The organism is Serratia sp. KH_031 (assembly GCF_057839655.1).
In genome coordinates this window covers 3,095,949-3,118,957 of sequence record NZ_CM174496.1, presented here as the reverse complement: position 1 = coordinate 3,118,957, position 23,009 = coordinate 3,095,949, and the positions used below count along the sequence as shown (strand labels likewise).

The following is a 23,009-nucleotide window of genomic DNA, read 5'->3' as shown; positions in this document are numbered from 1 at the left end:
CAATGGCATTACCTCGCAAGTTTAAATACCTGAATATGTTCAACGACGGCAATAACTGGATGGGCATTGCTGAATCCTTCACGTTGCCGAAGTTAACCCGCAAGTTTGAGAAGTATCGTGGCGGAGGCATGAATGGTGCTGCGGACATCGATCTGGGGTTGGACGATGGGGCGCTGGAGTGTGAGTTTACGCTGGGCGGCACCGAAGTGTTGTTGTTCAAACAATGGGGCAAGGCAAAGGCGGACGGCGTGATGCTGCGTTTTACCGGTTCTATCCAGCGTGACGATTCCGCTGAGGTGCAGGCGGTAGAAGTGGTGGTGCGTGGTCGTCATAAAGAAATCGATGGCGGTGAATCCAAGCAGGGTGACAGCTCGACTACCAAAGTGAGTTTCTCACCGACCTACTACAAGCTGACCATCAACGGCGAAGAGCTAATCGAGATTGACACTATCAACATGATTGAACGGGTAGATGGGGTTGATTTGCTTGCTGCACACCGCACGGCTATCGGCTTGTAACTCCACTTTTGAGCGCGGTGCTGACCGCGTCTTTTGAATGAAACAGGACTCACTATGACAGCAAAAAAGAAAGACGCCGCCCCGACGGTAACGGTAGACATTGCCAACGGTGAAGTGACCGAAAAGACCGTGGATTTAGATACGCCAATCCAACGCGGTAACACCACCATCACGCAGATTGTGGTGCGCAAACCGCAGTCTGGTGCGCTGCGCGGTTGCCGCTTGCAGGCGCTGATGGAAATGGACGTGGACAACATGACGCTGGTGTTACCGCGTGTCACCACACCGGCGCTGACCCGTTCGGAGGTGCTGACGTTAGACCCGGCGGACTTGATCGCCCTGAGCACAGAGGTAGTAATTTTTTTGCTGCCGAATCGGGTGAAGTCCGATATCCCGACAGCTTAAGGGTGGAAGATTTGGTGGCAGACATTGCCACCGTTTTTCACTGGTCACCTGCCGTCACTGACGATATGTCACTGCCTGAGTTGCTGGAGTGGCGGCACCGAGCCATCCAACGCAGTGGTGCCCAACATGAGTGACAAGAATTTACGGCTGCAAGTGGTACTCAATGCCGTCGATAAACTCACCCAACCTTTTAAACGTGCGCAGGCCAGCACACAATCGCTGGCCGCTGACGTGAAAAAATCCCGCGATGAACTCAAACGACTGGAGCAAGCCAGCCAAAAACTGACGTCGTTTAATGCACTGACGAAAAGCGTCAGGCAAACGGGTAGCGAGCTGGAGCAGGCAAGGCTCCAAGCTAAGATGATGACGCTGGAGTTTTCCCAGTTGGAGTCCCCGACTAAGAAACAAACTAAGGCGATCGAGGACCAATGGCGAGCCATCAGTAAGCTGGAGAATAAGCAGCGTGATGAACTGGTGCTGATGGGGAAAACGCGCGGCGAACTTTACCTCATGGGGATTTCTGTTAACGATGGCGCATCAGCCACCGCTCGGATTAGCCGCGAAACGGCTAAATACAACCGGCAACTGACCGAGCAAGAGAGCAAGCTGAAACGCGCCGGTGAACAGCAACGTAAGCTGACGGCGGCCAAAGCCCAATACGGCAGAACGTTGGAATTGCGCAACCGTGTTGCCGGTGCGGGAGCGACCACCACGGCGGCAGGCGTTGCGATGGGCGCGCCGATCCTCGGTGCGGTGAAAAGCTATAGCCGTATAGAAGACGCGATGAAAGGCGTCGCCAAGCAGGTTAACGCGCTGCTGGACGATAAGGGCGGACGCACCAACCGATATTACGAATTACAAAAAGACATCCAGCGCCTGAGCGAGACGCTGCCGATGGCGAACGGCGCGGCAGATATTGCGGCACTGGTAGAAGGTGGCGCACGCATGGGCGTGACCAACGACAGTGATCCGTGGGCCAAACAGAAAAAAGACCTGCTGAACTTCGCCGCCGTATCAGCCAAAGCGGCCAAGGCCTTTGAAATGCCCGCCGATCAGTTGGCGGAAGATCTCGGAAAAATCGCCTTTCTGTACAAAATCCCTATTAGCAATCTGGAAGAGCTGGGCGACACGCTCAACTATCTGGACGATAACGCCCAGTCCAAAGGGGCGGACATCATCAACGTGATGCAGCGTATGGGCGATATTGCCGACAAGATGAATTACAAACAGGCAGCGGCGCTCGGTTCTACTTTTCTTTCACTCGGTGCCGCACCGGAAGTAGCGGCAACAGCCAGCAAGGCGATGGTGCGTGAATTGGGGATCGCGTCCATGCAAGGCAAACGCTTTATTGAGGGGATGAATGCACTGGGGCTGAACGCCAACAAGCTGGAAAAAGGCATTGCCAATAACGCGGTGGCAACCATTCAGGACGTGCTGGGGCGTATCAAGGGATTGTCGAAAGAGAAACAACTGAGCGTCATGACACAGTTGTTCGGTAAAGAGTTTGGCGACGATGCGCAGAAGCTGGGTCTTAACATTGATGAGTTTATGCGGCAGTTGGCGCTGACTCAGAAAGCCGGGGCTAAAGGCTCCATGCAGCGTGAATCCGACATCGATAAAAACTCCCTGTCCTCGCAATATCAACTGCTGAAAACCGGGGTGGACAATACCTTTTCTTCCCTCGGTGAAACGCTGCGCGATCCACTGATGGCGGTGATCGACCTCGCCAAACGTGCCACTGGTGCGTTTCGCCGGTTTGTGGAAGAAAATCCACGGCTGGCCGGTGCCTTTATCAAGACGGCGGCTGGCGTATCGGTCCTGCTGGCGGTGTTTGGTGCTGCGGGTATCGCACTGGCTGCGATTCTGGGGCCGATGGCAATTATGCGGCTGTCCTTTGCGATGATGGGGGTGAAGTTACCCAGTTTGATTGGCTTGTTGGGCGGGCTGGCGAAAGTCATCCGCTTTGTCGGCACGGCGGTGTTGTGGCTGGGGCGCGCGTTGTTAGCTAATCCGTTGATGGCGCTGCTGGCTGGGATTGCGGCAGCGGCGATTTATATCTGGCAGAACTGGGACACACTGGGACCGAAGATAAAGGCATTGTGGGCCAGCATTACCCAATGGACCCGTGAAACGTGGGACGGGATCTCGCAGTTTATCGCTACCAAATGGGCGGAGATTGGCGCGGGTGTCCGAGCACTGCCTGCACAGTTTGTGGAGGCTGGCCGCAACATGATTGACAGCCTGCTGGCAGGCATTAACGAAAAATGGGAAGCCCTCAAGGCCAAACTCACGTCGCTATCCAGCTACCTGCCGGACTGGATGAAAGCCGATAAGACTCAGGGGCCGGTGCTGGGTGCCAGAGGAACGCCGATCCCTAGCCCGTCAGGATTGGGCTATGCCGGAATGTTCGACAGTGGTGGCACGATCCCAGCCGGGCAATTTGGCATTGTGGGGGAATATGGCCCGGAAGTGATCAACGGTCCCGCCCGTGTGACCAGCCGGAAACAAACGGCGATGCTGGCGGCAGTTGCTGCTCTGGGCATGAATATCGCTGTTCCTGCGGCTGCCGCACCGATGCATCCGTTTAGCTTGCCAGCGGCAGAATACCGGGTGACGCCGATGATGGCAGTCAATGCGGGAAATGTCGCCACCGGTCCCACCAATCATACCGAGATCCATATTCACGCTACGCCGAGCCAGTCCCCGCAAGACATTGCGCGTATGGTGATGCAAGCGATGGATGAGCGCGATCGTAAGCAACAGGCGCGGGCGCGTAGTCAGTTTGGTGATAGGGAGGTGTTCTGATGATGCTGTCACTGGGGTTGTTCGTGTTCATGTTGAAAACCGTCCCTTATCAAGAGTTGCAACTGCAAAAAGCGTGGCGTCATGCGGCAAACAGCCGAATCGGGCGGCGTCCGTCGTCGCAGTTCTTGGGGCCAGATAGCGACACCATTACCTTGACCGGGCAGCTTTTCCCGACGCTGACCGGTGGACGGCTCTCGATGCAAATGTTGGAGACAATGGCGGAAACCGGTAAGGCGTGGTCCCTGCTAGACGGGGCGGGCATTATTTACGGCATGTTTGTGATCGAAAGCATCAACCAAACTAAAAAGGTGTTTTTCAGCGACGGTGCGGCGCGCCAGATTGAATTCACTATCACGCTAAAACGGGTGGATGAATCGCTGTCTGAAATGTTTGGTGATTTGAGTGAACAGCTTAATCAGATGAAAGACCAAGCAGGTAGTGCCTTGAGTGGGGTGCTGTCATGATCGGTGCAGAATGGGTGAGTGGGCAGGACAATGCACCCGCGTTCAGCCTGATGATGGACGGCAAAGACATCACGGCCAATATTGAAAAGCGGCTGATGTCGTTAACGCTGACCGACAATCGCGGCTTTGAAGCCGACCAACTGGATATTGAACTGGACGATAGCGACGGGGCGCTGGCTTTACCGCGCCGTGGTGTGGGGTTAACGTTGGCATTGGGTTGGAAGGGTAAGGCGCTGACGCCGAAAGGGCGCTTTGTGGTGGATGAAGTGGAGCATTCCGGCGCACCGGACAAGCTGACGCTGCGGGCACGCAGTGCGGACTTTCGCGATACATTGAACATCCAGCGGGAAGCGTCCTATCACGACAAAACGCTGGACGATATTGTGACCACCATTGCCAAGCGCAACCAGTTAGAAGTGGCGCTGGATAGCGACATGGCAAAGGTAAAAATCCCCCATATCGATCAGACCAATGAATCTGACGGCAGCTTTTTAAACCGACTGGCGAAGCAGGAAGGCGCGGTGGCTTCGGTGAAAGGGGGCAAACTGCTATTTATCCAGCAGGGGCAGGGAAGGACCGCCAGCGGGAGCGCGATCCCCAAAGTAGCGATCACCCGCAGCGACGGCGACCAACACCGATTTGGATTGGCCGATCGCGGAGCCTATACCGGCGTGACCGCCAGTTGGCTAAATACACGGGAGCCAAAGAAGAAAGAGCAGGTGGCCGTTAAACGTAAGCGCAAAGCCAAACCTAAAGCGAAGCCCAAAGAGCCGGAAGCCAAGCAGGGCGATTACCTGATGGGGGCCGAAGGCAATGTGTTAGTGCTGGGGCATACCTACGCCAACAAAGGGAACGCCGAACGGGCAGCCAAAGCAGCATGGCAAAAGTTACAGCGCGGTGTGGCAACATTCTCAATTCAACTGGCGCGTGGCCGTGCGGAGTTGTATCCAGAAATGCCGGTCCGGGTGCAAGGGTTCAAAGCGGAGATTGACGCAGCGGACTGGTTGTTAACCACGGTCACGCATTCGCTGAACGATGGCGGTTACACCACGGCGATTGAATTAGAAGTGAAAATTGAAGATCTGGAAATGGAATGAGTAATGCCTTTATGAATACTTTTTGTTTATAATGTTCTCAATATCGAACTCTGTGGGAGGTAAGTTATCATGATGAATTGTCCGTTGTGTGGATGTGCAGCACATACCCGCAGCAGTTTTATTGTCACCAGTGAAACCAAAGAACGTTATAACCAGTGCACGAACATCAATTGTGGTCATACGTTTATCACGCATGAAACCTTTGTGCGATCGATCATGGTGCCGGGGAAAGTGATAGAAGCGCAGGTACATGCGAAAGGTAAGCAATCTAGTTTGTCGTTTTAACGAACCTTATGTAACGCCGCCGCCGATTGGCGGCTTTTTTGTGCCCAAATGGCGGTGAATGGCGCGCTGTCGCCACTTTGTCGCCATTGGCTTAGGTGGTGTTTTCTAATTCACTGTATCTAAAGGGATTTTATTGCAGGCAATAAAAAACCCGATAATCTTGAACCTAAAGAGGCGGGACTATCGGGCTCCACAAAATGGGGACATCAAAGAAAAGCAGTGGCACTAATTCAGACTCTAGCTCGAACGGAAAGTTCTACCGAAAGCTAAAATTTTCTAAAATATTTTTCCGTGAACCCATTTATATTGTTTATCAGTTACCCCAGTATTCCTGGCCATAGCACGACGATGAGCGAACCCGCTAAGGTTAACAATACGTTAGCGATAGCATAGGTACCGGCATAACCTAGTGCTGGAATGTTGCTACGCGCGGTGTCACTGATAATTTCCATCGCGGGGGCGCAGGTACGTGCGCCCATAATCGCACCAAACAGCAGTGCTCGGTTCATTCGCAGAATGTATGCACCGAAGAGGAAACAGATTACCACCGGCACCAAGCTGACGATCAACCCGGCAACCAACATTTGCCAGCCTACAGCACCCAAACTATGACCGATACCTGCTCCGGCACTCAGGCCAACGCCCGCCATAAACACCATCAGGCCGAACTCTTTCACCATGTTCAGCGCACCTTGCGGAATGTAACCGAAGGTCGGGTGGTTGGCACGCAGGAAGCCGAGCATGATGCCAGACATCAATAAACCTGCGGCGTTACCGATACCAAATGAGAAGTTGCTGAACTGAATGGTAATTTGCCCAATCAGCAGACCGATAATAAAGAAGGCGCAGAATGCCAGCAGATCGGTCACTTGGCTGTGGATCGAAATAAAGCCGATCTTTTCTGCCACACTTTTCACGCGACGCGCATCGCCACTGACCTGCAACACATCGCCTTTATTCAGCACGATGCTGTCGTCGATAGGCATTTCAATTTGGCTGCGGATCACGCGGTTGAGGAAGCAACCGTGGTCGGTCAGTTTCAATTGGCTCAGGCGTTTGCCAACCGCATTACTGTTTTTGACCACGATCTCTTCGGTAACGATGCGCATGTCCAGCAGATCGCGATCGAACACTTCTTTACCGTTACGGAAGCTCGGATCAAGCCGTGCATGAGCGTCAGGATAACCCACCAAGGAGATCTCATCGCCCACCTGTAACACCGCGTCGCCATCTGGATTAGCCAGAATGCCATTACGGCGAATACGCTCGATATAGCAACCGGTCTGACGATAAATCCCCAACTCGCGCAGATTCTTTCCATCGGCCCAAGCGACCAGCTCCGGCCCGACGCGATAGGCGCGGATAACCGGCAGGTAGATTTTACGTTGGCTATCGGCATCCAGACCGCGCTCACGGGCGATCTGTTGGGCGGAGGTCGAGAGATCTTGATGTTGCAGTTTAGGTAGATAACGTGCACCGAAAATCAGACTGACCAAACCAATCAGGTAGGTCAGGGCATAACCCAAGCTGAGATGATCTTGTGCCGCCAGTAATGCGGGACCATTAGTGATGGTATTACGTAAGGTATCGCCTGCGCCGACCAGCACTGGGGTGGAGGTCATCGAACCTGCCAACATACCGGCGGTGAGGCCGATATCCCAACGGAATAGTTTGCCAAGCCCGATGGCGATCACCATCGCCGAGCCGACCATCACCAGCGCCAACATTAAATAATTCTTACCATCGCGGAAGAATATTGAGAAAAAGTTAGGTCCGGCCTCGACGCCCACGCAGAAAATAAACAGCATAAAGCCGAGGCTGAGTGCTTCGGTGTTAATGGCGAAGTGTTGTTGGCCGAGCAACAAGGAAACCACCAAAACACCAATGGAATTACCGAGTTGTACGGAACCCAAGCGAAGTTTTCCGAGGCATAACCCCAGAGCGAGTACCACGAACAGTAACAGAATGTAGTTACCGTTTAACAAACTAGCGACGTTTATGTTCACGGAAGATAACTTATTGTTTACCAGTAAGTGCTTGATATGGATGGATATAAGATATAAATTTACCCACAGAATATATGGATAAAAACGATATCACTAGCTAATCAGCGAAAGGCGATACGAATTATCGTTTAACGGCGCTTATTCTAGACGCTCTCACGGATGACAGCCAGCATAAAGCGATTAACCTTCACCGCTTTATGTAATTAACTCTTTTTTAGCCACGGGAAAAGTTCAGCATAACGTTCACCATTGAGGTGACGGGCTGATTTTTACGACTTTATTGGTTGTTTTTGACTAAAAAGGAGGGCTTATGAAGAGTCATCGATATTGGCTAGGAATTGTGAGTTGTTTCCTACTATTCAGCTTGGTATTTTTCGGTCAAAAGGGTGGAACATTAAACGCATCCGACCATGAACATCATGGTGAAACCGGCTTGTTGTTATTTGTCATTCCTGGTTTTGTTGCCAGCTATTTTTCCAGTAAAAAACGTATTTTATGTCCTTTATTTGGCGCGTTAGCCGCCGTGCCCTTGTGTTTGATCCTTCGCCATTTCTGGCTAACTCCGTCTAATTCGTTTTGGCAGGAACTGGCTTATACCACCAGCGCCGTGTTCTGGTGTGTGTTTGGTGCCATGTTGTTTCTGTTCGTCCGTTCGATATTCCGCGCATTTACAACAATGCGTTTACCGTAAACGAGAAGAATAAAAAAGGCGTACTGTCATTAAAACAGTACACCTTCCATTTCTTACACTAAGAATTACTGGAACAGAGCCAGATTTTCTTTCGCGTAAGCTTCAAAATCAGTGCAACCACCAATGTGGTTCTGATCGATAAAGATCTGTGGCACGGTTTCAACCGGTTTGCCGACGGTTTTTTCCAGATCGGCTTTGGTGATCCCTTCAGCGTGGATATCAACATAACGGAAGTTGAAATCATCGCGTTCTTCAGTCAATTTCTCTGCTAGCTCTTTAGCACGGACACAATATGGACAGCCCGGACGCCCGAAAATTACTGCAAACATGTATAACTCCTTGGATTTGTTATGCAAATACGGTACCGCTGTGGTTACGACATACTGTCAGTCAGGAAAGGACTTCAAGTCAGCGCTCACTGGCGTTAGTTGTCGTCTACTATGCCCGTATGAAGTCGTAAAAAAAAGTAGGATTTGCCTGTTAATCTGATTCACATTACCGATTAACATTATGTCATTGCATTATGGACATCATAAGGTGTGAGGGGAAAATATGCGTTCATTCGGTGACTTACCGCGCCCAGTACTGGTGATGGAAGGCTTAGGGATGCTGCTATTAGTGCTGGCTTATCTGAGTATTCACCGTTATGTCGATTTGCCGGGTTGGTTGGCTTCGCAACAGGCGGCGGTCGGGATGATTTTCCTTGGGGTCGCCTTGATGGTACCCGCAGCGGCATTTCTGGTCTGGCGTGTGGCGCAAGGTTTTAGCCCGTTGATGCGTGGTGGCCAACCGCCAGAAAACGATCGGCGCGATGCAAAACCGGAAGATAGAAATAACCAAGATCGACACGACTGAGAACCTATTCCATTAGGCTATTTTACTTGCCATTTTGAACCAGGGCAGTGCTCAAAATCCTCACGTACTTCGTGTACGTTCTGGTTTTTCCGCGCTGTCTGTGTCCAAACTGTCTGCGCCAATAACGCCTACTGGATTAGGTTCTGTGCGCGTCCAGCCGCCTTTTTGAGGTGATATGTGAAAATTGCCATTCTTTCGCGTGACGGTTCGTTGTACTCGTGTAAACGCTTGCGGGAAGCTGCGGAGGAACGTGGTCACTACATTGATATTATCGATCCACTTTCTTGCTATATGAATATTAATCCGGCAGCCCCGACGATTCATTATCGTGGACGTCAATTGGATCGTTACGATGCGGTGATCCCACGCATCGGCTCTTCGATGACTTTTTACGGCACCGCAGTGCTGCGGCAATTCGAGTTGCTGGGCAGTTTTCCGCTGAATGAATCGGTCGCCATTACCCGCGCGCGCGATAAGTTGCGTTCGTTGCAGTTGCTAGCCCGCCAAGGTATTGATCTACCGATCACGGGTTTTGCCCATTCTCCGGATGATACCGGTGATTTGATCGAGCTGGTGGGCGGCGCACCGTTAGTGGTCAAGCTGGTGGAAGGAACGCAGGGTATTGGTGTGGTGTTGGCGGAAACAAGGCAGGCGGCAGAAAGTGTGATCGATGCTTTTCGAGGGCTGAACGCCCATATTCTGGTGCAGGAATACATTCGCGAAGCGCAAGGTTGTGATATTCGCTGTCTGGTGATCGGTGGGCGAGTGGTTGCCGCCATTGAACGTAAGGCTAAAGCCGGTGAGTTTCGCTCTAATCTGCATCGCGGAGGGACAGCGCGTAAAGTGCATATCACTGGCCAAGAGCGTGCTATCGCGATAAAGGCGGTGGCGGCATTGGGCTTAGATATCGCCGGTGTGGATATTTTGCGTGCGGCACGTGGCCCGCTGGTGATGGAAGTCAATGCTTCGCCGGGTTTAGAAGGTGTGGAAACCACCACCGGGTTGGATATTGCAGGAATGATGATCGAATATATCGAGCTGTGTGGGCGTCCGGGATTCCGGCTGAAGTCTGGTGGTTAAGTAAAATGTCACGAGTAACCTGATTTTTTCTGGTTTATGAACGGAGCGTCAGCGTTGTTGATTTTGCGTTACCACTAAGTGGCAAATATATGAATCCGCTGAAACTTGGTGGATTTAGCAGCTAGGGTGAGTACCTGAAAATGACTGCGCCATAACCTGAAAATATGCACAAGATCGTGAATAAAGCCGGTTTGATCGTGGCGAAGCGGATGAATATTCCGTAAGCTATGCGCCTTTTCGCGTGTTGGATATTGTAAGGCAGGTAATGTTATGGATTCACTCATCGTCCCCGATTTGGCGTTATTACGACGTTGGCTGGATCAATTGGGCATTTCGTTCTTTGAATGTGATTCCTGCCAAGCCCTGCATTTACCGCATATGCAGAATTTTGATGGCGTGTTTGACGCCAAAATCGATCTGGTTGACGACGTCTTGCTGTTTTCCGCACTGGCTGAAGTTAAACCGACTGCACTGATCCCATTAGTGGCCGATCTCAGTCAAATCAACGCCAGTTCGTTGACCATCAAAGCCTTTGTCGATATTCAAGACGATAACTTGCCGAAGCTGATTGTTTGCCAGTCGTTGAGTATTGCGGTTGGTGTTGCGCTCGAACAGTTTGCTCACTTTATGCAGCAAGGCGAAGAACAGATTTCTATGGTGATTCTGGAAGCTCGGGCGAACGATCTGCTGTTTATGGGAGACGAAGAAGAGAACACCGCTACCACGCCTCGTCTACCCATGCTGCACTAATCTTCGTTGTACATTATGTGTGCCGCTGTTTTGGCGGTTCACTAGTCATATTTCCCTTCGCAATAATATATTCTGCATTTTGCCCTATGTTGCCAGATATTAATCGCCATTTACGTCGTTAATGGCGTAGTACATAGAGAAAAACTGCATAAAAAATCGATGAATGGTGTTTTTTCCCCCTAAGACTGGTGCGCTTTGGTAACTGCGGTTATGCTGCTGATGCTGTTAACGGTCTGTAATTTCCTTGTAGTAACCTCAGATCAGACAGTTGAAAAAGACACCTGCAATCAAATGCATAGCCATTCAATTGCGGTTGCAACGTCTACGCTCAATCAGGAAAGGTTTTGTATCATCTTTGATACAAATTTCACCCCTTTGTTTTTGGAGGAAGTTACGGATGGTCACCCAACGTAAAAAGTGGTTATCGGGTGTTGTTGCTGGCCTATTAATGGCTGCGTCCGTCACCGTGTCAGCAGAACAAAAAACGCTGCACGTCTATAACTGGTCTGACTATATTGCGCCAGATACCTTAGCCAAATTCCAGAAAGAAACCGGCATCAAAGTAGTGTACGACGTCTTTGACTCCAATGAAGTATTGGAAGGCAAACTAATGGCGGGCAGTACCGGTTATGATCTCGTGGTACCTTCATCTAACTTCCTTGAACGTCAGTCGCAGGCTGGTATTTTTGAAGCTCTTGATAAGGGCAAAATACCGAACTACAAAAATCTCGATCCCGAAATGCTGAAACTGGTCGCTCACAACGATAAAGACAACAAGTACGGCATTCCTTACATGATGGTCACTACGGGTATCGGTTATAACGTCGACAAAGTGAAAGCCGCTCTGGGTAAAGATGCGCCAGTCGACAGTTGGGATCTGATCCTCAAACCAGAGAATTTGGAAAAACTGAAGAGTTGTGGTGTGTCGTTCTTAGATGCTCCTAGTGAGGTCTATGCCACCGTGTTGCACTATTTGGGCAAAGATCCCAACAGCACTAGCGCAGCGGACTATACCGGTGCAGCTAATGACTTGTTGTTGAAGTTGCGCCCAAATATCCGTTATTTCCATTCCTCCCAATATATTAATGACTTGGCGAACGGTGATATCTGCGTGGCAATTGGCTGGTCTGGTGATGTGATGCAAGCGGCTAGCCGTGCTAAAGACGCAAAAAATGGTGTCAATATCGCTTATGCGATCCCGAAAGAAGGGGCGTTAGCATACTTTGATATGTTCGCTATCCCTGCGGATGCTAAAAACAAAGACGCCGCTTACCAGTTCCTGAACTTCTTGTTGAAACCGGACGTGATGGCGGACATCAGTAACCACGTGTATTACGCTAATGCGGTGAAAGATGCGACTCCACTGGTTAATGCCGAAGTTCGTAACAACCCGAATGTTTATCCACCCGCAGATATCCGCGCTAAATTATTTGCTCTGAATGTGCAGTCACCGAAACTTGACCGCATCATTACCCGTTCTTGGACTAAGGTTAAAAGTGGGAAATAAAGATTAAGGGATAAACCCTAATCTCGCGAACATCCTAATAGCAGGCGAGTTATTTTCACTCGCCAGCACTGCCATTTTGGGCCATGGTAATCTGCTGTGGTTTTGTACTGCTTTAGCACCGGAGAGCACCCCGATTGAACGACGTCACTCCTCGTCCTCAAGCCAAATCACAGAAGGTTTTCACCCCTCTGTTGGAAATTCGTAACCTGACTAAATCCTTTGATGGTCAAAACGCGGTAGAAGACGTCAGTCTGACTATCTACAAAGGTGAGATTTTTGCGTTGCTGGGGCCTTCCGGTTGCGGTAAATCAACGTTATTGCGCATGCTGGCAGGATTTGAACCGCCAAGCGCAGGGCAAATTGTCCTCGATGGTCAGGATATGTCGCATGTGCCGCCGTATCAGCGGCCAATTAATATGATGTTCCAGTCTTACGCGTTGTTTCCGCACATGACGGTGGAACAGAACATCGCTTTTGGCCTCAAACAAGACAAAATGCCGCGTGCCGAAATTAACGAGCGTGTGGCCGAAATGCTGTCTCTGGTGCATATGGGAGAATATGCCAAACGTAAACCGCATCAGCTCTCTGGTGGGCAGCGTCAACGTGTGGCATTGGCGCGTAGCTTGGCTAAACGCCCAAAATTATTGTTGTTGGATGAACCGATGGGGGCGCTGGACAAAAAGTTACGCGACCGTATGCAACTGGAAGTGGTAGATATTCTGGAACGCGTCGGTGTGACCTGTGTGATGGTGACGCACGACCAGGAAGAAGCGATGACCATGGCGGGACGTATTGCCATCATGAACCGCGGCAAATTCGTGCAGATTGGTGAACCGGAAGAGATCTACGAACATCCGAATAGCCGTTTTAGCGCTGAGTTTATCGGTTCGGTCAACGTATTCGACTGCGTGCTGCAAGAGCGTCACGATGAGGCATTGATCCTGCAAAGCCCCGGTTTGCGCCATTCAATCAAGGTAGATCCCGATGCCTCGGTCGTTGACGGCGTACCGATCCAGGTCGCGCTGCGGCCAGAAAAAATCATGTTGTGTGACGAAGTGCCTAACGATGGCTGCAACTTTGCCGTCGGAGAAGTGGCGAACATTGCTTACCTCGGTGATTTGTCGATCTATCACGTGAAGTTGCTGAGTGGTCAAGTTATCTGTGCGCAATTGCAGAACGGTCATCGTTACCGCAAAGGGATGCCAACTTGGGGCGATGAAGTTCGCTTATGTTGGGAAGCCGACAGTTGCGTCGTTTTGACGGTGTAAGCTGAGGAGTATCGAACATGACTATGTTTTCAGAGCGCACTCCGCCGGAACCACCGACTTCCAGTTCGTTAAAACGACTATTCCAACGCCTACAAATGGCGCATGGGCGCAAACTGGTGATCGCACTACCGTATCTATGGTTAGTGCTGTTGTTTATGCTGCCGTTCCTGATCGTATTCAAGATCAGTTTGGCGGAGATGGCGCGCGCGATCCCACCTTATACCGATCTGATGAGTTGGGCCGACGGCAAGTTGGAAATTGCGCTGAATTTCGCCAATTACCTACAATTGACCGACGATCCACTCTATATCGATGCTTATTTGCAGTCGCTGCAAATCGCTGCGGTATCGACACTGTGCTGCTTGATCATCGGTTATCCGTTGGCGTGGGCGGTGGCGCACAGTAAACCTTCTACGCGTAATATCTTGCTGTTGTTGGTGATTTTACCTTCGTGGACTTCGTTCCTGATCCGCGTTTACGCCTGGATGGGGATCTTGAAAAACAACGGTATTTTGAACAACTTCCTGCTGTGGCTAGGGGTTATCGACCAGCCGTTGGTGATCTTGCACACCAATTTGGCGGTATATATCGGCATTGTTTATTCCTATTTGCCGTTTATGGTTTTGCCAATTTATACCGCACTGACGCGGCTGGATTACTCGCTGGTGGAAGCGGCGTTGGATCTCGGTGCTAAACCGTTGAAAACCTTCTTCCACGTGATTGTGCCACTGACCAAAGGCGGAATTATCGCCGGTTCGATGTTGGTGTTTATTCCTGCTGTCGGTGAGTTTGTGATCCCAGAACTGCTTGGCGGGCCGGATAGCATCATGATCGGTCGCGTGTTGTGGCAAGAGTTCTTCAATAACCGTGACTGGCCGGTGGCCTCGGCGGTCGCGACCATTATGCTGTTACTGCTGATTGTGCCGATTCTCTGGTTCCATAAACATCAGAACAAGGAAATGGGGGGGAAAGGATGAACAACTTACCGATAGTGCGCTCACCGTGGCGTATCTTGATTTTGGTGTTGGGTTTTACCTTCCTGTACGCGCCAATGTTGATGCTGGTGATCTACTCGTTCAACAGCTCGAAGCTGGTGACGGTGTGGGCGGGTTGGTCAACACGTTGGTATACCGAATTGTTCCATGATTCGGCGATGATCAGTGCGGTAGGTTTAAGCCTAACTATTGCTGCCGCTTCAGCCACGGCCGCGGTGGTATTAGGGGCGATTGCTGCCATGGTGATGGTGCGCTTTGGCCGTTTCCGTGGCTCGACAGGTTTTGCCTTTATGTTGACTGCGCCGCTCGTTATGCCGGATGTGATCACCGGTTTGTCGTTACTGTTGCTGTTTGTGGCGATGGGGCACACTTTGGGTTGGCCTTCGGAACGCGGCATGTTCACCATTTGGTTGGCGCACGTCACTTTCTGTACGGCTTATGTGGCGGTAGTGATCAGTTCACGTTTGCGCGAGCTGGATCGTTCGATCGAGGAAGCGGCGTTGGATCTCGGGGCGACACCACTAAAAGTCTTCTTTGTGATCACGTTACCGATGATCGCACCGGCGTTAATCTCGGGTTGGATGTTGGCATTCACGTTGTCGCTCGATGATTTGGTGATCGCCAGCTTCGTCGCGGGGCCGGGGGCGACGACGTTACCGATGTTGGTATTCTCCAGCGTGCGTATGGGCGTTAACCCAGAGATTAACGCTTTAGCGAGTTTAATCTTGCTAGTGGTGGGGGTTATCGGTTTGATTGCTTGGTGGTTTATGGCTCGCTCGGAAAAACAGCGATCGCGCGAATTACAAAAAGCCGCCCGTGGCTGATTGCGTTTAAAACTGCTATTTTTGCATTAGGTTGTCAAAACGCCGCCTCACCCGCGGCGTTTTGCTGTTTGTACCCATTGAAGAGCAGGCAGGGAATCATGAAGTCACCGTCGGACGTGCCGGTTCCGGTAATGATTGCAGCTATCGCCATCGTAGCGATCAAATGCCTCAGCCTATTGATGTTGTTGGGGGTACTGGGCTTTTCGGGTACCAAAGAGTTTGTCAGTACTAGCGCACAGGCTTGGGACTCTACCTTGATCTTTTTAGCGGGTATTGTCGTGATTAGCTTGCAAATTTACTGTGGTTTTGCGGTGATGCGTGGTCGTAATTGGGGGCGCTGGGGTTATCTCGCTTGTCAGACGGTGGTGGTGCTGTATTTGCTATTGGCGACTATTGGTAGCGTATTCCCTGAGGTATTTACCGTTGAGGGTGAAACCAGTAGCCAAATTCTACACGCGCTGATCCTGCAAAAAATACCCGACTTGGTGATTCTGATATTGTTATTTGTCCCCAATGTCAGCCGTCGGTTTTTCGCCGCGAACTGAGTTTTTAACGGTGCAGAGTGCTACAATCTGCGGCCTTAAATTGTGAGACGAAGAAAATTCATGCATTGCGCTTTATATACGGCTGGCACCTGTCGTTCCTGTCAGTGGTTGGAAAAACCGTATCCACAACAACTGTCTGACAAACAGCATCATCTGCAATCACTGTTAGCCGAGCGTGACGTTGCGCAATGGCTGGAGCCGATTGCCGGGATGCAAAGCGCATTTCGCAACAAAGCAAAAATGGTGGTGAGTGGGAGTGTCGAACGTCCATTGCTGGGCATGTTGCACCGAGATGGCACTCCGGTTGATCTCTGCGATTGTCCGCTTTATCCCGCCAGTTTTGCGCCGATATTTAGCGTATTGAAAAGCTTTATCGCTCGCGCTGGGCTGACGCCGTACAACGTGGCGCGTAAACGTGGTGAATTGAAATACCTTCTGTTGATCGAAAGCACCCATAGCGGCGGATTGATGCTGCGTTTTGTGCTGCGATCTGAAACCAAATTAGCGCAACTGCGAGCCGCATTGCCGTGGTTACGCCAGCAGTTACCGCAATTGAAAGTGATTTCCGCCAACATCCAGCCGGTACATATGGCGATTATGGAAGGGGAGCGCGAGATCCCGCTGACGGAGCAACAGGCGCTGGAAGAGCAGTTTAATTTGGTGCCGTTGTACATTCGCCCACAAAGCTTCTTCCAAACTAATCCGCAGGTGGCCGCTAGCTTGTATGCGACTGCGCGCGATTGGGTTCGAGCCCTGAATATAGACAGTATGTGGGATCTGTTCTGCGGTGTGGGCGGTTTTGGCCTGCATTGTGCCGGGCCGCAGACGCGTTTGACCGGTATCGAAATCAGTGCGGAAGCTATCGCCTGTGCTCGCCAGTCTGCGACAGCGTTAGGATTACAACAGGTTGATTTTCAGGCGCTGGATTCCACCCGTTTTGCTACCGCCGAAGGCAGCGTGCCACAATTGGTGTTGGTCAATCCGCCGCGACGCGGTATTGGCAAACAACTCTGTGATTATCTGAACCAGATGGCGCCGGGTTATATTCTCTATTCAAGCTGTAACGCTGAGACGATGGCGAAAGACATCGCCCTGTTGCCGGATTATCGCATTGAGCGAGTGCAACTGTTTGATATGTTCCCACATACTGCGCATTATGAAGTGCTGACGTTGTTGGTGCGGAATTAAATGGATAGGTTATAATCTAAACACTGACGTAGAGGAATAATATGAAAAATCAGCAGGCTGCACCACAAAAAAACAAACCGTCGGCAGAGCGCATTCTTCGTTCCGTAGTGACGTCTACGGCTATCGAAACTGGGCAAGATCCTGACAAATTAGCAGCAACAATGCAGGAAAAACGCATCAAGTATGCTCATGTTCACTTGGCGCTTTAAGCCGCTTGTAAACCTATTCTGACCCATTTCTTCATTGGCTGATAGTTCATGTTAAGGCCATGTTGGATCGCCGCAATATATTCCGACTTATGCTTATCCCACTCACGATAATCTAGTGGTTCGTTACCGGCTTGCACCGCCATCACATCTGCGAGTAACCGTGCTAACCGACCATTGCCTTCACGGAAGGGGTGAATAAGAATGAATTCGACGTGGGTAATCGCAATAGCTTCGATGAGTTGTTCCTGATCCAGCTGAAAGCATGGAGTAAATCGATCCAAACATTCTGACTGAAATTGAGTAAATAGCTTTACCACCTGTCCCGATGGGGCAAACATAAATCCACCTTTGCTAATATTGACCGAGCGTTCACGTCCAGCCCAGTCGTATACATTTCCCAGCCATCGGTGGTGCCACTGTTTGAGTAATGCGGTAGTGATTTTTCCTGCGGGAAGATCGGAAACTAATAGGGAAAGGTAGAGTTTTTCCAAAAGCACTAATTCGACATCGTCCATTTCGTCCGGACGAAAAATACCTAGCTTATTTTCGAGCACTTCGTGATCGGAACCTTCAGCAAATTTTCCTTGTGAGTTGGGAACATCGTATCTGTTCATCATCACATCCTCCGTTGGGTGATTTTTAAACAGAATACACCATCAGAGAGAAAAGGGCGCAGTGACGCGCCCCAAAAGACCTTATTGCGGGAACCATTTGTCGTTGATGGCTTTGTACGTTCCATCGGCTTTAATGGCGTCCAGCGCCGCATTCAGCTTGGCTAACAGCGCCTTATTGTCCTGACGAACTGCAATTCCTAAACCGGTGCCGAAGTATTGTGCATCCGTTATATGCTCACCGACCGGAGCCAAGTCTGGATTCGTTTTCAGCCATTCATTCACGACGGCGGTATCACCAAATACGCCGTCGATGCGGCCGTTTTTCACTTCCAGAATGGCGTTCTGGTAGCTGTCGTAAGACACGGTGTTAATTTCTGGGTGCTTGTCCTGCATATATTTCTGATGCGTGGTGCCATTTTCCATCCCCAACTTTTTACCTTTCAGATCGGCCAGCGAGTGGTATTTGCCTTTTTGGGCGATAACGATGGCTGAGTTGGCGTAATACGGCTGGGTGAAATTGACCTGCTTGCTACGCTCTGGCGTGATGTCCATGCCAGAAATTACCGCATCATATTTTTTGAATTTTAATGCAGCGATCAGGCTGTCGAAAGCATGGTTACTGAAGGTGCAATTAGCCTGCATTTGTTTACACAGCGCTTTGGCCAAATCGATGTCGTAACCCACAATTTGGTTACTGGCATCAAGTGATTCAAACGGTGGATAGGTGGCAGAAGAAGCAAAGCGGATGGTATCGGCTGCGCTGGCGTTAAAGGCGATCCCGGCTAAAACCGTCGCGGCGAGTAATAGTTTTTTCATGCGTAATGCTCCTGTCGGAATATTGAACTGGTATTGGTCATCTTTTGATTTTACTGATAATAACCAGAGGTGTTTACGCTTAACACTATGCCATTGAGTGAATTTATATTCAATAAAAGTGATTAGGAATTTGATTGTGGGAATTATAGGCATTTGGGCTGAGAGTAGAGCTGGCGGGGTCGCCAGCATGGGGGTTACTTAACTTCGTAGTCTGGTAGTGGAAGGGAGGCAATAAATCGCGTCACGGTATTAGAGTCAGGGATTGCGGAAAGTGCTCCTTTTTGGGTTGTTGCCAGCGCGCCGCAGGCACTGGCTTGCGCAATCGCCTGATGCAGTTGTGTTATGTCGCGCGGAAGGTTCTGAGAAGCAATGCTGGCCAGTAATCCGGCCATAAACGCATCTCCAGCACCAGTCGTATCTACGCTATCGACCACATACCCGGTAAAATGAATCACCTGTTTTTGCCACAACACCATGGCCCCTTGCGCACCATAAGTGACCACTTTTAAACGGGCTGGCAACGCTTGAAGTGCAGCAATAGCTTGGTCAAAATCGTGGGTTTCCGTTAACCAGTACCATTCTTCTTCTGAGAGTTTCAGGATATCGGCCTGAGTCGCAAAGTGACGCACGGTGGAAAGCATCTCTTTATGGTCAGACCACATCTGCTCGCGCAGATTGATATCAAAACTGAGTAGGCCACCCTGTTGCTTGATATGCCCTATTGCATGAACCAATGTCTCGCGGCAAGCTTCCGCCACCAGCGCCAATGAACAAAAATGGAGAATGTCAGCACCAAAATCCGGTAATGCTAACGGTGATAAAAACTGGTCGGCGGATGGGTTAACCAAAAAGGTAAAATCGCGTTCGCCATGTTTGTCTAATGAAACCACCACCGTACTGGTGCGATGTTGGCTGTCAAATTCTATATGTTGGGTATTTACACCGTATTGGCACAAAGTCTGCTGTAGAAAATGGCCAAAAGGATCGTCACCAACGCGCCCAATAAACCCACTTTGACCGCTTAACCGTGCGACACCGGCCGCAACGTTGACTGGCGCTCCCCCAGCACAGGCTTCATAACGCATATCCGATAGAGGCAGGAGATCCACGACCGCATCGCCAAGTGTCCAAATATTCATAATTATCCTTTGAAAATTTTCATTCTTCTTTAGAAGAAATATTTAAAACGTACACGGGCACCATAGCGAGGATCATTATCAGCGTCACTTTCCGCTGATGAGTCCAGCCAGGATGCATAAGCCCCGAGGTAAATATTGAAATTCGGCATATTTAAAATATCTGGCAGTTTCCAAGAGGAATGTAGGGTGTGAATATCATAATTCCCTGGAGCCAGAATGGCACAATCGCTATTACATTCGCTATTAATACCTGCCATATTAAAATTGGATATTTTATTGTGTGCATAAACATAACCAACTTCGACACGTTGCCATAATGCATTAACCCCGGCACTGAAATCCTTCTCATCTTCTGCATTTAAATATGCGGTGTTTGCGCTGACTATTATGCCATTATCAGGATCGTTTTTCAGCGAGTTCCATGTTGTGGTTAATCCATATCCTGTACGGTTAGATTGATCATGCCAGCGGCCATTATTATCTTCATAACCATAGGCATTATTGATGACGTTACTCTCCATCGCGGCGGCAATAGAGTAATTACCCGATTGCCATGCGATAACCGGGCGTAAATAAATTGCATTTTTCTTATTGTCGAGTTCATTACCATGATATTGTTGATTAACATACAGCGAGCTACCATCTTCTATTAACGTATTTAATTCGAAATACCAGTTATCCAGTGTGTTACTGAGTAAAACGCTGCCACCATTGTTACTACGACCACGTCCTTCCTTCATCATATAGATGTAGCCGTAACCATCACTGTAAAGATCGTTTGCCGTATTGCCTGAGTGTTCGACAAATGTATCTTGATTGAGCGGGAACATATCGTAGGCTTCAAAGCGGCCGATTTTCATTTTCCAGCTATCTTGTTGGCCAAAGAAGAAGGCTGCATCATCAAGATTCATTCTTCCAGTGATGTCGGCCAACGGTTGAACAGTGAATCCCGCATAATGACCGTTTTGAGTATGTTGTATTCCATCAAACCCTAATAGAATGCGTCCATTAATTCCCCAACGTTCATTGTCTCCCGGAGCCCAGTCTTTATCAGCACTGGTTTTAACTGAGGTTAAGCTTCCTGTACGACTGGCTGCATCCATATTTAATTCTACATCGCCATAAAATTTTAATTCCGCGTGATCATTTATTTTTAATACGGGTGAAACTGAAGGGGGCTTACTCGTACTGATTGCCGAAATTTTACTGTTCTCAAGCGAATTCTGTTTTTTTAATGAAACAATTTCCGCTTCGGCATTATCGGCTCGTTTTTCTGCTGTTTGTAATCGTTGTTCAAGCAACGCAAAACGTTGTTCAACCGTTAATGTAGATTGTGCGTAGAGATGAGTAGAGGACAGACCGGCACATAACGCTATCGCAATTTTTATTTTCATCATTATAGTCCCTGTTAATAATTAACAATGAATGAGGGTTGTTTATTTGTATTGATGTAATCCCTAGAAATATACCACTCGCCTGCTGATGGCCGACGAGTGGGGGTTATCTGATAATATTAACTATTCTAATTGCCAAGCTCCACATTGAGTCAGTGATGCATTACCTGACCATGCAAATATATTTAATTGGCGTTGTTGTGGATAAATACGACTACTCAAGCAAGCTTCACCGTCATTAACGAAAACTTCCACCGACGAGCAATCGAAAAAGACGCGTAATTCCAGTTGGGAAGTTTCAGGTAACGGCACACTGCGCTGACCGCATAAATTATATTGCGGATAATTACGCTCCAGCACCAAACGTCTTGACTGGTTATCCACATACAATCGCATTCCCTCTGCCAAAGCGATGCCATATTGCTCTGCGGTGCTGGTTGCGGTGTCCCAGTGCAAGATCACTTCCATGGTTTCACAGTGTTCAACCACACACATTTGCTGGTTATGGAGTTGGCTGATCGGCCAGCTATACCAAGCTTGACGTAAACCTTCGACTTCTTTTGCCGGTCGCATCTGTATCCGGTTATCTTCCGTGAGCGTCAACTCACGCGGCAGTGAAAGCATACCAGCCCATCCGTCCTGTTGTTCTGGCATCGGGGATTCCCACATATCCATCCACCCGATGACAATTCGGCGGCCATCCGGTGTCAGGAAGCTTTGCGGTGCGTAAAAGTCATGCCCATGATCCAACTCTTGAAATGCATTTTCTTGCGTAAATTCCCCACCTGGTTGCCAACGCCCAACGATATAACCACTCTGGAATAAGTTACGGTTCGTATAGCCTTGTGCCGCGATCCCTTGTGGAGAAAACATTAGGATCTGTTTGTCACCTAGCGTGAAGAAATCTGGACATTCCCACATATAGCCCAGGTGTTGCGGCGCTTGAGCCAAAATCCCTTGAGATTCCCAGTGGTGCAGGTCGTTTGAGCGATAGAGTTGTACCTGCCCAGTTTCGACATCACGTGCACCGACCACCATGTACCAGTTGTTACCTTCACGCCAGACTTTCGGATCGCGGAAGTGGTGTAACCCCGGCGGCGTATCCAGCACTTGTCCCTGGCGCGTAAAATGAATGCCGTCCCGGCTAGTCGCAAGGCATTGCACCTGATAAAGGTTGTCGTCACTCGACGGATCGCCATGAAACTTGTGCCCAGTGTAGATCAATGCCAGTTCATCACCGTTGACCACCGCCGAACCGGAGAAACAGCCATCTTTATCTTCTGGACCTTCCGGCGCGAGCGCGACGGGCAGGTGTTCCCAATGCACTAGATCGTGGCTGCGCGCATGACCCCAGTGCATCGGCCCCCATTTTGTGGAGTAAGGGTGATGCTGGTAGAAGGCGTGAAACCAGCCATCAAACCATACCAGACCATTGGGATCGTTCATCCAGCCTGCGCGGGCGGCCAGATGAAAACGGGGATACCAGCGCATATTCAGCGTCTCGCGTTTTGAGTTCAGTTCCTGCTCAGCATTAGCAATTTGTAATGTCATAAA

General features: G+C 49.9%; 25 protein-coding genes. 18 read left to right on the top strand and 7 right to left on the bottom strand.

Going from position 1 to position 23,009, the window contains the following annotated elements; translation table 11 throughout:
• Positions 1–2: 2 nt before the first annotated feature.
• The 7 genes from AC3ISQ_RS14040 to AC3ISQ_RS14010 all read left to right on the top strand — a co-directional run bounded on the left by AC3ISQ_RS14040 (position 3) and on the right by AC3ISQ_RS14010 (position 5,574).
• On the top strand, positions 3–518 hold the full coding sequence (locus AC3ISQ_RS14040; protein WP_489347418.1) for a phage major tail tube protein: 516 nt from the start codon (positions 3–5) through the stop codon (positions 516–518).
• Between the two features lie 54 nt (positions 519–572).
• Positions 573–923: a phage tail assembly protein gene (locus tag AC3ISQ_RS14035; RefSeq protein WP_489347416.1), complete on the top strand. Its 351-nt coding sequence runs from the start codon at positions 573–575 to the stop codon at positions 921–923.
• A 14-nt stretch (positions 924–937) separates the two neighbouring features.
• On the top strand, positions 938–1,057 hold the full coding sequence (locus AC3ISQ_RS14030; RefSeq protein WP_489347414.1) for a GpE family phage tail protein: 120 nt from the start codon (positions 938–940) through the stop codon (positions 1,055–1,057).
• Positions 1,050–3,728 carry a phage tail tape measure protein gene (locus AC3ISQ_RS14025; protein WP_489347412.1) on the top strand — a complete coding sequence of 893 codons (2,679 nt, stop codon included), beginning with the start codon at positions 1,050–1,052 and terminating at the stop codon, positions 3,726–3,728. Before AC3ISQ_RS14030 ends, AC3ISQ_RS14025 begins: the two co-directional genes overlap by 8 nt.
• Entirely contained in the window at positions 3,728–4,192 is a 465-nt protein-coding gene (locus tag AC3ISQ_RS14020) for a phage tail protein (protein ID WP_489347410.1), read from the top strand. The genes AC3ISQ_RS14025 and AC3ISQ_RS14020 overlap by 1 nt, the downstream gene beginning before the upstream one ends.
• Entirely contained in the window at positions 4,189–5,289 is a 1,101-nt protein-coding gene (locus tag AC3ISQ_RS14015; RefSeq protein WP_489347409.1) for a phage late control D family protein, read from the top strand. Before AC3ISQ_RS14020 ends, AC3ISQ_RS14015 begins: the two co-directional genes overlap by 4 nt.
• Positions 5,290–5,358: 69 nt before the next feature.
• The gene (locus AC3ISQ_RS14010; protein ID WP_489347407.1) at positions 5,359–5,574 is read left to right on the top strand and encodes an ogr/Delta-like zinc finger family protein; all 216 of its coding nucleotides are present in this window, start codon (positions 5,359–5,361) and stop codon (positions 5,572–5,574) included.
• A 317-nt stretch (positions 5,575–5,891) separates the two neighbouring features.
• Here AC3ISQ_RS14010 and AC3ISQ_RS14005 read toward each other — a convergent pair whose 3' ends face one another.
• Positions 5,892–7,580 (bottom strand): aspartate:alanine antiporter, encoded by a 1,689-nt coding sequence (locus AC3ISQ_RS14005; RefSeq protein WP_489347405.1) that lies wholly within the window; start codon positions 7,578–7,580, stop codon positions 5,892–5,894.
• A gap of 310 nt (positions 7,581–7,890) precedes the next feature.
• On the opposite strand from AC3ISQ_RS14005, the gene AC3ISQ_RS14000 reads away from it, so the two are divergent.
• Complete coding sequence (locus AC3ISQ_RS14000) at positions 7,891–8,271, top strand: inner membrane protein YbjM (protein WP_489347403.1); 381 nt, start codon at positions 7,891–7,893, stop codon at positions 8,269–8,271.
• Between the two features lie 65 nt (positions 8,272–8,336).
• On the opposite strand, the gene AC3ISQ_RS13995 is transcribed toward AC3ISQ_RS14000, so the two are convergent.
• Positions 8,337–8,600 carry a GrxA family glutaredoxin gene (locus AC3ISQ_RS13995; RefSeq protein WP_489347401.1) on the bottom strand — a complete coding sequence of 88 codons (264 nt, stop codon included), beginning with the start codon at positions 8,598–8,600 and terminating at the stop codon, positions 8,337–8,339.
• A gap of 223 nt (positions 8,601–8,823) precedes the next feature.
• Between AC3ISQ_RS13995 and AC3ISQ_RS13990 the strand changes: the two genes are divergently transcribed.
• The 10 genes from AC3ISQ_RS13990 to AC3ISQ_RS13945 all read left to right on the top strand — a co-directional run bounded on the left by AC3ISQ_RS13990 (position 8,824) and on the right by AC3ISQ_RS13945 (position 17,492).
• A complete protein-coding gene (locus tag AC3ISQ_RS13990; RefSeq protein ID WP_489347399.1) occupies positions 8,824–9,126 on the top strand; it encodes a YbjC family protein in 303 nt (100 codons plus the stop codon).
• A gap of 177 nt (positions 9,127–9,303) precedes the next feature.
• Positions 9,304–10,206 (top strand): 30S ribosomal protein S6--L-glutamate ligase, encoded by a 903-nt coding sequence (gene rimK, locus AC3ISQ_RS13985; protein WP_489347397.1) that lies wholly within the window; start codon positions 9,304–9,306, stop codon positions 10,204–10,206.
• 270 nt (positions 10,207–10,476) lie between these two features.
• Positions 10,477–10,956 carry a type III secretion system chaperone family protein gene (locus AC3ISQ_RS13980; protein ID WP_489347395.1) on the top strand — a complete coding sequence of 160 codons (480 nt, stop codon included), beginning with the start codon at positions 10,477–10,479 and terminating at the stop codon, positions 10,954–10,956.
• A gap of 397 nt (positions 10,957–11,353) precedes the next feature.
• On the top strand, positions 11,354–12,463 hold the full coding sequence (potF, locus tag AC3ISQ_RS13975) for a spermidine/putrescine ABC transporter substrate-binding protein PotF (RefSeq protein ID WP_489347393.1): 1,110 nt from the start codon (positions 11,354–11,356) through the stop codon (positions 12,461–12,463).
• Between the two features lie 134 nt (positions 12,464–12,597).
• Positions 12,598–13,731 carry a putrescine ABC transporter ATP-binding subunit PotG gene (gene potG, locus AC3ISQ_RS13970; RefSeq protein ID WP_489347392.1) on the top strand — a complete coding sequence of 378 codons (1,134 nt, stop codon included), beginning with the start codon at positions 12,598–12,600 and terminating at the stop codon, positions 13,729–13,731.
• A gap of 17 nt (positions 13,732–13,748) precedes the next feature.
• On the top strand, positions 13,749–14,708 hold the full coding sequence (potH, locus tag AC3ISQ_RS13965) for a putrescine ABC transporter permease PotH (RefSeq protein ID WP_489347390.1): 960 nt from the start codon (positions 13,749–13,751) through the stop codon (positions 14,706–14,708).
• Entirely contained in the window at positions 14,705–15,550 is an 846-nt protein-coding gene (gene potI / locus AC3ISQ_RS13960) for a putrescine ABC transporter permease PotI (RefSeq protein ID WP_489347388.1), read from the top strand. The genes potH and potI overlap by 4 nt, the downstream gene beginning before the upstream one ends.
• A gap of 98 nt (positions 15,551–15,648) precedes the next feature.
• The gene (locus AC3ISQ_RS13955; protein WP_489347386.1) at positions 15,649–16,095 is read left to right on the top strand and encodes a YbjO family protein; all 447 of its coding nucleotides are present in this window, start codon (positions 15,649–15,651) and stop codon (positions 16,093–16,095) included.
• 60 nt (positions 16,096–16,155) lie between these two features.
• On the top strand, positions 16,156–17,283 hold the full coding sequence (rlmC, locus tag AC3ISQ_RS13950; protein ID WP_489347385.1) for a 23S rRNA (uracil(747)-C(5))-methyltransferase RlmC: 1,128 nt from the start codon (positions 16,156–16,158) through the stop codon (positions 17,281–17,283).
• Positions 17,284–17,324: 41 nt separating this feature from the next.
• Positions 17,325–17,492, top strand: coding sequence for a hypothetical protein (locus tag AC3ISQ_RS13945; RefSeq protein WP_489347383.1), 168 nt, complete (start codon positions 17,325–17,327; stop codon positions 17,490–17,492).
• Here AC3ISQ_RS13945 and AC3ISQ_RS13940 read toward each other — a convergent pair.
• From AC3ISQ_RS13940 to AC3ISQ_RS13920, 5 genes are all read right to left on the bottom strand, one after another.
• Complete coding sequence (locus AC3ISQ_RS13940) at positions 17,489–18,106, bottom strand: Fic/DOC family protein (RefSeq protein ID WP_489353295.1); 618 nt, start codon at positions 18,104–18,106, stop codon at positions 17,489–17,491. The two genes, AC3ISQ_RS13945 and AC3ISQ_RS13940, sit on opposite strands and share 4 nt — an antisense overlap.
• Positions 18,107–18,187: 81 nt before the next feature.
• The gene (gene artJ, locus AC3ISQ_RS13935; RefSeq protein WP_489347382.1) at positions 18,188–18,922 is read right to left on the bottom strand and encodes an arginine ABC transporter substrate-binding protein; all 735 of its coding nucleotides are present in this window, start codon (positions 18,920–18,922) and stop codon (positions 18,188–18,190) included.
• Between the two features lie 194 nt (positions 18,923–19,116).
• Positions 19,117–20,061: a PfkB family carbohydrate kinase gene (locus AC3ISQ_RS13930; protein WP_489347380.1), complete on the bottom strand. Its 945-nt coding sequence runs from the start codon at positions 20,059–20,061 to the stop codon at positions 19,117–19,119.
• 29 nt (positions 20,062–20,090) lie between these two features.
• Positions 20,091–21,455 carry a carbohydrate porin gene (locus AC3ISQ_RS13925; RefSeq protein WP_489353293.1) on the bottom strand — a complete coding sequence of 455 codons (1,365 nt, stop codon included), beginning with the start codon at positions 21,453–21,455 and terminating at the stop codon, positions 20,091–20,093.
• Positions 21,456–21,578: 123 nt separating this feature from the next.
• Positions 21,579–23,006, bottom strand: a complete 1,428-nt coding sequence (locus AC3ISQ_RS13920; protein WP_489347378.1) for a glycoside hydrolase family 32 protein — start codon at positions 23,004–23,006, stop codon at positions 21,579–21,581.
• Positions 23,007–23,009 lie beyond the last annotated feature (3 nt).

Excerpts from the sequence above, each read along its gene's own strand:
- AC3ISQ_RS14040 (WP_489347418.1), top strand. The coding sequence starts at position 3 with ATGGCATTACCTCGCAAGTTTAAATACCTGAATATGTTCAACGACGGC.
- AC3ISQ_RS14035 (WP_489347416.1), top strand. The coding sequence starts at position 573 with ATGACAGCAAAAAAGAAAGACGCCGCCCCGACGGTAACGGTAGACATT.
- AC3ISQ_RS14025 (WP_489347412.1), top strand. The coding sequence starts at position 1,050 with ATGAGTGACAAGAATTTACGGCTGCAAGTGGTACTCAATGCCGTCGAT.
- AC3ISQ_RS14020 (WP_489347410.1), top strand. The coding sequence starts at position 3,728 with ATGATGCTGTCACTGGGGTTGTTCGTGTTCATGTTGAAAACCGTCCCT.
- AC3ISQ_RS14015 (WP_489347409.1), top strand. The coding sequence starts at position 4,189 with ATGATCGGTGCAGAATGGGTGAGTGGGCAGGACAATGCACCCGCGTTC.
- AC3ISQ_RS14010 (WP_489347407.1), top strand. The coding sequence starts at position 5,359 with ATGATGAATTGTCCGTTGTGTGGATGTGCAGCACATACCCGCAGCAGT.
- AC3ISQ_RS14000 (WP_489347403.1), top strand. The coding sequence starts at position 7,891 with ATGAAGAGTCATCGATATTGGCTAGGAATTGTGAGTTGTTTCCTACTA.
- AC3ISQ_RS13995 (WP_489347401.1), bottom strand. The coding sequence starts at position 8,600 with ATGTTTGCAGTAATTTTCGGGCGTCCGGGCTGTCCATATTGTGTCCGT.
- AC3ISQ_RS13990 (WP_489347399.1), top strand. The coding sequence starts at position 8,824 with ATGCGTTCATTCGGTGACTTACCGCGCCCAGTACTGGTGATGGAAGGC.
- AC3ISQ_RS13980 (WP_489347395.1), top strand. The coding sequence starts at position 10,477 with ATGGATTCACTCATCGTCCCCGATTTGGCGTTATTACGACGTTGGCTG.
- potF (WP_489347393.1), top strand. The coding sequence starts at position 11,354 with ATGGTCACCCAACGTAAAAAGTGGTTATCGGGTGTTGTTGCTGGCCTA.
- potH (WP_489347390.1), top strand. The coding sequence starts at position 13,749 with ATGACTATGTTTTCAGAGCGCACTCCGCCGGAACCACCGACTTCCAGT.
- potI (WP_489347388.1), top strand. The coding sequence starts at position 14,705 with ATGAACAACTTACCGATAGTGCGCTCACCGTGGCGTATCTTGATTTTG.
- AC3ISQ_RS13955 (WP_489347386.1), top strand. The coding sequence starts at position 15,649 with ATGAAGTCACCGTCGGACGTGCCGGTTCCGGTAATGATTGCAGCTATC.
- rlmC (WP_489347385.1), top strand. The coding sequence starts at position 16,156 with ATGCATTGCGCTTTATATACGGCTGGCACCTGTCGTTCCTGTCAGTGG.
- AC3ISQ_RS13945 (WP_489347383.1), top strand. The coding sequence starts at position 17,325 with ATGAAAAATCAGCAGGCTGCACCACAAAAAAACAAACCGTCGGCAGAG.
- AC3ISQ_RS13940 (WP_489353295.1), bottom strand. The coding sequence starts at position 18,106 with ATGAACAGATACGATGTTCCCAACTCACAAGGAAAATTTGCTGAAGGT.
- artJ (WP_489347382.1), bottom strand. The coding sequence starts at position 18,922 with ATGAAAAAACTATTACTCGCCGCGACGGTTTTAGCCGGGATCGCCTTT.
- AC3ISQ_RS13930 (WP_489347380.1), bottom strand. The coding sequence starts at position 20,061 with ATGAATATTTGGACACTTGGCGATGCGGTCGTGGATCTCCTGCCTCTA.
- AC3ISQ_RS13925 (WP_489353293.1), bottom strand. The coding sequence starts at position 21,455 with ATGAAAATAAAAATTGCGATAGCGTTATGTGCCGGTCTGTCCTCTACT.
- AC3ISQ_RS13920 (WP_489347378.1), bottom strand. The coding sequence starts at position 23,006 with ATGACATTACAAATTGCTAATGCTGAGCAGGAACTGAACTCAAAACGC.